Here is a 6,875-nt window from a genome sequence, read left to right as displayed (position 1 = left end):
GTGGGGATGGCGGCGGTGCAGATCGCGCGTCATCTGGGTGCCGAGGTGTTCGCGACGGCGAGTGAGGGCAAGTGGGACGCGTTGCGGGCCTTGGGTCTGGACGATGCGCATATCGCCTCGTCGCGGACTCTGGGCTTCGAGGAGCGGTTCCGTGCGGCCACGGCGGGTCGTGGTGTGGATGTGGTGTTGAACTCGCTTGCGGGCGAGTTCGTGGACGCGTCGTTGCGGTTGTTGGCCGATGGCGGTCGGTTGTTGGAGATGGGCAAGACCGACATCCGGGATGCGGAGGCGGTTCAGGCGGCCCATCCGGGTGTCTCGTATCAGGCGTACGACCTGTTGGACGTGGGTCCGGAGCGCATCGGGGCGTTGCTCGGCGACCTGTTGGGCCTGTTCGAGGCGGCTGTCCTGGAGCCGCTTCCGGTGCGGTCGTTCGATGTGCGGCGGGCGCCGGAGGCGTTCCGGTTCATGTCACAGGCGCGGCACACGGGCAAGTTGGTATTGGGCATGCCGGTGCCGCTCGACCCGGACGGCACGGTGCTGATCACCGGCGGGACCGGCACGCTCGGCGCCTTGGTGGCCCGCCATCTCGTCAGCCGATACGGCATTCGCAACCTGGTGTTGGCCGGCCGTCGGGGGCCGGACGCACCCGGCGCCCGGGAGTTGACGGACGACCTGGTGGCCCTCGGCGCCCGCGTGGTCGTCGAGGCGTGTGACACGGCCGATCGGGAAGCCGTCGCCGCGCTGCTCGCCCGAATACCCGTGGCTGCCCCGCTCACCGCGATCGTGCATGCCGCCGGTGTCGTCGACGACAGCCTGATCGAGTCGATGACCCCCGAACAGCTCGGGCACGTGCTGCGCGCGAAGGTCGACGGCGCGATCAACCTGCACGAACTGACCGCCGACCACGACCTCTCCGCCTTCGTGCTCTTCTCCTCGGTCGCCGGCCTGCTGGGCACCCCGGGGCAGGCCAACTATGCCGCCGCGAACACGTTCCTGGACGCCCTCGCCGCCCGCCGTCGGTTCGCCGGGCTTCCCGGCACCTCCGTCGCATGGGGTCTGTGGGCCGACGCGAGCGGCATGACCGGGCAACTCGGCCGCCGGGATCTGGCCCGGATGCGCCGCGCCGGCATCGTCGCGATGACCGCCGAACAGGGCCTCGGCCTGCTCGACGCGGCCCTGCACCTCGGTGCCGCGAACCTCGCCGCCGTCCGGCTGGACCACACGGCACTCCGGGCGCAAGCCACCCAGGGCGCGACTCCCGCACTGTTGCGCGGCCTGGTGCGCACCCGGGCCCGCCGTGCCGCGCAGGTCGCGGTGGCGGCAGTGGGCGGTGAATCCGCCCTGTCCCAACGGCTGTCGGGGCGGTCCGGGGCGGAACAGGAGCAACTGCTCACCGACTTGGTCCGGACCCAGGCCGCCCTCGTGCTCGGCCACACGTCGGCCGACCTGATCGGGGCGGAACAAACCTTCAAGGCGGTGGGGTTCGACTCCCTTGCCGCGGTCGAACTGCGCAACCGGCTCAATGCCGCGACCGCCCTGCACCTCTCCGGCTCGCTGACCTTCGACTACCCGACACCGGTCGCGCTGGCCCGGCACCTCAAGACCCGGATTCTGGGTGAACCGGGCGCGACACCACCCGCGTTGCCCGCACCCACGGTGTCGGTCGGGGACGACGAACCGATCGCGATCGTCGGCATGGCCTGCCGGTTCCCGGGCGGTGTCGGCTCGCCGGAGGATCTGTGGCGGCTGGTGGCCGAGGGCCGCGACGCGATCGGCGACTTCCCGACCGACCGCGGCTGGGACCTGGAGGGCATCTACGACCCCGACCCGGACAGCTCGGGCAAGACCTACGTCCGTGCGGGCGGCTTCCTCGACCGGGTCGCCGACTTCGACGCCGAGTTCTTCGGGATCTCGCCGCGTGAGGCGTTGGCGATGGATCCGCAGCAGCGGTTGTTGCTGGAGTCGTCGTGGGAGGTGTTCGAGCGGGCCGGGATCGACCCCGCACCGCTGAAGGCGAGTGCGACCGGTGTCTTCATCGGTGCCGTGTCGCAGGACTACGGGCCGTTGCTGAGCCGCACGCCGGAAGCCGTCGAGGGCTACCGACTCACCGGCACCACCGGCAGTGTCGCCTCGGGCCGACTGGCCTACTCCTTCGGGTTCGAGGGCCCGGCGGTGACCGTGGACACGGCCTGCTCCTCGTCGCTCGTCGCCCTGCATCTGGCCTCCCAGGCCCTGCGCCGGGGCGAGTGCACGATGGCACTGGCCGGCGGCGCGACCATCATGTCCAGCCCCGACATGTTCATCGAGTTCAGTCGCCAACGGGGACTGGCCGACGACGGCCGCTGCAAGGCGTTCGCGGACGGTGCCGACGGCACGGCCTGGTCCGAGGGCGTCGGCGTGCTGCTGATGGAGCGGCTCTCGGACGCGCAGCGCAATGGCCACCGGGTACTTGCCGTGGTCCGCGGCTCCGCGGTGAATCAGGACGGTGCGAGCAACGGGCTGACCGCGCCGAACGGTCCGTCGCAGCAGCGGGTGATCCGGCAGGCGTTGGCGAACGGTCGGTTGAGTGCGCGGGACGTGGATGCGGTCGAGGCGCACGGGACCGGTACCACGCTCGGCGACCCGATCGAAGCGGAGGCGTTGCTGGCCACGTACGGCCGCGACCGTGGCGACCAACAGCCGCTGTATCTCGGGTCGTTGAAGTCGAACATCGGCCATGCCCAGGCGGCCTCGGGCGTCGGCGGCGTGATCAAGATGATCATGGCGCTGCGCGAGGGTGTACTGCCGCGCACGCTGCATGTCGACGCGCCGTCCTCGCATGTGGACTGGACGGCGGGCGACGTGCGCTTGCTGACCGAGGCGCGGGAGTGGCCGGACACGGGTCGGCCGCGGCGAGCGGGTGTCTCTTCGTTCGGGATCAGCGGTACGAACGCGCATGTGGTGCTGGAACAGGCGCCCGCCACGACACCGGAGCCGTTGGCGGAGCCGGAACGGGGTGCCGATCCGGCCGGGGTTCCGGCGCAGGATCCGCCGGGGTTGGCACTGCCGTTCGTACTGTCCGGTGCCTCGGATGTCGCGTTGCGGGCACAGGCGGGCCGGCTGATCTCGTTCCTCGCCGATCGGGTGGAGGCCGAACCGGGAGCACTGGCCCTGGCGTTGGCCGCATCGCGGTCGGCACTGGAGCATCGTGGCGTCGTACTGGCCGGGAACCCTGCCGCGTTGACGGCGGGCCTGGAGGCGCTGGCGGCCGGCGCACCCGCGACGGGTGTGGTGCAGGGGATCGCACAGGCTGCGCGCCGGACGGTCTTCGTCTTTCCTGGTCAGGGTTCGCAGTGGTTGGGGATGGCTGCGGGGTTGTTGGGTTCGTCGCCGGTGTTCGCGGGGCGGGTTGCGGAGTGTGAGGCGGCTCTTGCGCCGTTCGTGGACTGGTCGTTGGTGTCGGTGTTGCGGTCGGGGTCGGAGGAGTGGCTGGACCGGGTCGACGTCGTTCAGCCGGTGTTGTGGGCGGTGATGGTCTCGTTGGCCGAGTTGTGGCGGTCGTTCGGGGTCGAGCCGGGTGCGGTGGTGGGGCATTCGCAGGGTGAGATCGCTGCGGCGTGTGTGGCGGGTGCGTTGTCGTTGCAGGACGCGGCGAAGGTCGTGGCGTTGCGTAGCCGGGCGATTCTGGCGCTGGCCGGTTCGGGTGGGATGGCGTCGGTCGGTGTGCCGGTGGATCGGGTGCGGGAGCTGATCGCGGGGTTCGAGGGTCGGGTGTCGGTGGCGGCGGTGAACGGTCCGGCGTCGGTGACGGTGGCGGGTGAGCCCGCCGCGCTGGACGAGTTGCTTGCCGACTGTGACGCGCGGGATGTGTGGGCGCGTCGGGTGCCGGTGGACTACGCGTCGCACTCGGCACAGGTGGAGTCGATTCGGGAGCGGCTCCTGGTGGAGTTGGCGGATGTCGAGCCGATGGCGCCGGTGGTTCCGTTCTATTCGGCGGTGGCGGCGGAGCGGGTGGAGGGCGCCGCGCTCGACGCGGAGTACTGGTACAGCAACCTGCGCGAGACCGTGCGGTTCGAGGAGACGGTGCGGCTGCTGCTGGCGCAGGGCTTCGACGCCTTCGTCGAGACCAGCGCACACCCCGTCCTGACCGGTTCGATCGGGGACACCATCGAGTCCGCCGAGGCCCGAGCGGTATCCATGGGCACGCTGCGTCGGGGCGAGGGGGGCCGTGACCGGTTCACCGCGGCGCTTGCCGAGGCGTTCGCCGTGGGGCTGCCGGTCGACTGGCGACCGCTGCTGGACGGCGGGGGCGCCGGGCCGGTGGAACTGCCGACGTACGCCTTCCAGCGCAGGCGGTACTGGCCGGCGACTGCCGGTTCGACCGCCGGCGACCTCGCGTCGGCGGGACTGACCATGGCCGACCACCCGCTGCTCGGGGCTGCGGTACGGCTGGCCGACTCCGACGGCCTCGTCCTGACCGGATCGCTCTCCCTCGGCTCGCACGCGTGGCTGGCCGGTCACCGGGTTGCCGGATCGGTGGTGCTTCCCGGCGCGGCCGTGGTCGACCTGGCCGTTCGCGCGGCGGACGAGGTGGGCTGCGACCTGCTGGAGGAACTCGTCCTGGAGGCCCCGCTGCGGATTCCGGACCAGGGCGCGGTACGCATCCAGCTACGGGTGGACGAGTCCGCCGACGTCGGGACGTACGGCCTGGGCATCTATTCCCGCCCGGCCGACGCGGATGCCGCCGACGGCTGGACGCGGCACGCCACGGCCGTATTGGCGACCGGTGCGGGCCGGGAGGTCGAGTGGGCCGCGGCCTGGCCACCGGCCGGCGCACAGGCGATCGACCTCGACGGCTTCTACGACGGCCTGGCCGAGGCGGGACACGACTACGGCGGCCTCTTCCGCGGGTTGCGGGCGGCCTGGCGCGTCGGGGACGACCTCTGCGCCGAGGTGGCGCTGCCCACGGACGAGGAGGCTCCGTCCGGATTCGGCATCCATCCGGCCCTGCTGGACGCCGCGTTGCACGGCATTGCCCTCGGTGGCCCCGCGGACGGACGCCTGCGGCTGCCGAGCCGTTGGGCGGGCGTGTCCCTGGCCGCGACCGGTGCGACCGCGCTGCGCGTGCGACTTGCGCACCTCGGTCCCGACGAGGTTGCCGTCGAACTGGCCGACCAGGCCGGTCGGTCGGTGCTGACCGTCGACTCGCTGGTGGTCAGGCCGGTCTCGATCGAGGAGTTCCGGGAGGCGCGGGGCGACCGTGCCCGAAGCATGTTCCGTGTCGACTGGGTGCCTGCCCCGAGCTCGGCCGATGCGATGGGCGAGTCGCTGCCCGAGGAGTGGGCGGTACTTGCCGCGATCGACGCGCAACCGGCCGCCGGGCCCCTGGCCGTGTACTCGGACCTCGGCGCGCTCGGCGCAGCCGTCGACGCGGGTGGCCCGATTCCGGAGGTCGTGCTGCTTCCGTGCGGGATCTCGTCGTCGCAGGACGCCACCGACCCGGCCGGGGCCTTCCCGGATGCCGAGGCCGTGCATGCGGTTGCGGTGGGGGTGTTGTCGGTGGTGCGGGGGTGGTTGGGTGACGGGCGTTTTGTGGGGTCGCGTCTGGTGGTGGTGACTCGGGGTGCGGTGGGGGCCGGGTCGGGGTCGGTGGTGTCGGATGTGGCGTCGTCGGTGGTGTGGGGTCTGGTGCGGTCGGCGGCGACGGAGCATCCGGACCGGTTCGCGCTGGTCGACGTCGATGGCGGGGATTGGGTTGCCGGGTTGTCCGGGGCTTTGGCGTGCGGCGAGCGTGAGGTTGTCGTTCGTGGGGATGCGGTGTCGGTGCCGCGTCTGGTGCGGCATGCGGTCGATGCGGGCGTCGAGGGCTCGTCGTTCGGTGCGGGCACGGTGCTGATCACCGGCGGTACGGGCACGTTGGGCGCTTTGGTGGCCCGGCATCTGGTGACCGAATACGGCGTGCGGAGCCTGGTGTTGCTCAGTCGCCGGGGCGAACATGCTTCCGGAGCCCCCGATTTGGTGGCGGAGCTGACGGAGCTGGGCGCGTCCGTTGTGGTCGAGGCGGGCGATGCGGCCGATCGGGATGTGCTGGTCCGTGTGCTGGAGGGTCTTCGGGTTCCGTTGACCGGTGTGGTGCACGCGGCGGGGTTGTTGGACGACGGCCTGGTGGAGGCGTTGACCGACGAGCGGTTGCACACCGTGTTGCGGTCCAAGGTGGACGGTGCGGTCAACCTGCACGAGTTGACCCGCGATCTGGACCTCGCCGCTTTCGTGCTCTTCTCCTCCGCCGCGAGTGTGTTCGGCAACAGCGGTCAGGCGAACTACGCGGCGGCCAACGCGTTCCTGGACGCCCTGGCGGAACACCGCCGGGCATCCGGCCGACCCGGAATCTCCCTCGGTTGGGGCCCGTGGGCCCGATCCAGCGGTATGACCGCCGATACCGAGGGCAGCGCGGCCGCCCGGGCGCTGCGTCGCGGAGTGCGCGCCCTGACCGACGAGGACGGGCTCGCCCTCTTCGACGCCGCCGTGCGCTCCGACGCGGCGCACCTCCTGCCGGTCCTGCTCGACCCGGCGGCGCTGCGGACCCGCGCGGCCGCTGGCGCGTTGCCGGACGTGTTGCGCGGGTTGGTACGCGCGACGAGCCGTCGGATCGCGACCGGTGCGGCCGACGCGGCCGGATCCACCTTCGCGTCCCGGCTCGCGGTGCTCGACGACGAGGCGCGCGAGGCCGAGATCCTCCACCTGGTCCGGACGAACGTCTCACTCGTGTTGGGTCACGAGTCGGGTGAGGTGGTGGGCGCTGGGCGGGCGTTCAAGGATCTCGGGTTCGATTCGATGTTGGCGGTGGATCTGCGGAACCGGTTGGGTGCGGCGACGGGTCTGCGGTTGCCGGCCAC

At 71.8% G+C, this 6,875-nt stretch carries 1 protein-coding gene; it reads left to right on the top strand.

The window, feature by feature from the left end:
- Positions 1-15: 15 nt before the first annotated feature.
- Positions 16-6,875: SDR family NAD(P)-dependent oxidoreductase (locus tag ACFXMF_RS45915; RefSeq protein WP_380021241.1), on the top strand; the 6,860-nt coding region annotated here is incomplete at its 3' end.

Source organism: Embleya sp. NPDC059213, assembly GCF_042754445.1.
In the GTDB taxonomy this organism is placed as follows: domain Bacteria; phylum Actinomycetota; class Actinomycetes; order Streptomycetales; family Streptomycetaceae; genus Embleya.
This window is presented reverse-complemented; position numbering and strand designations above follow the sequence as displayed.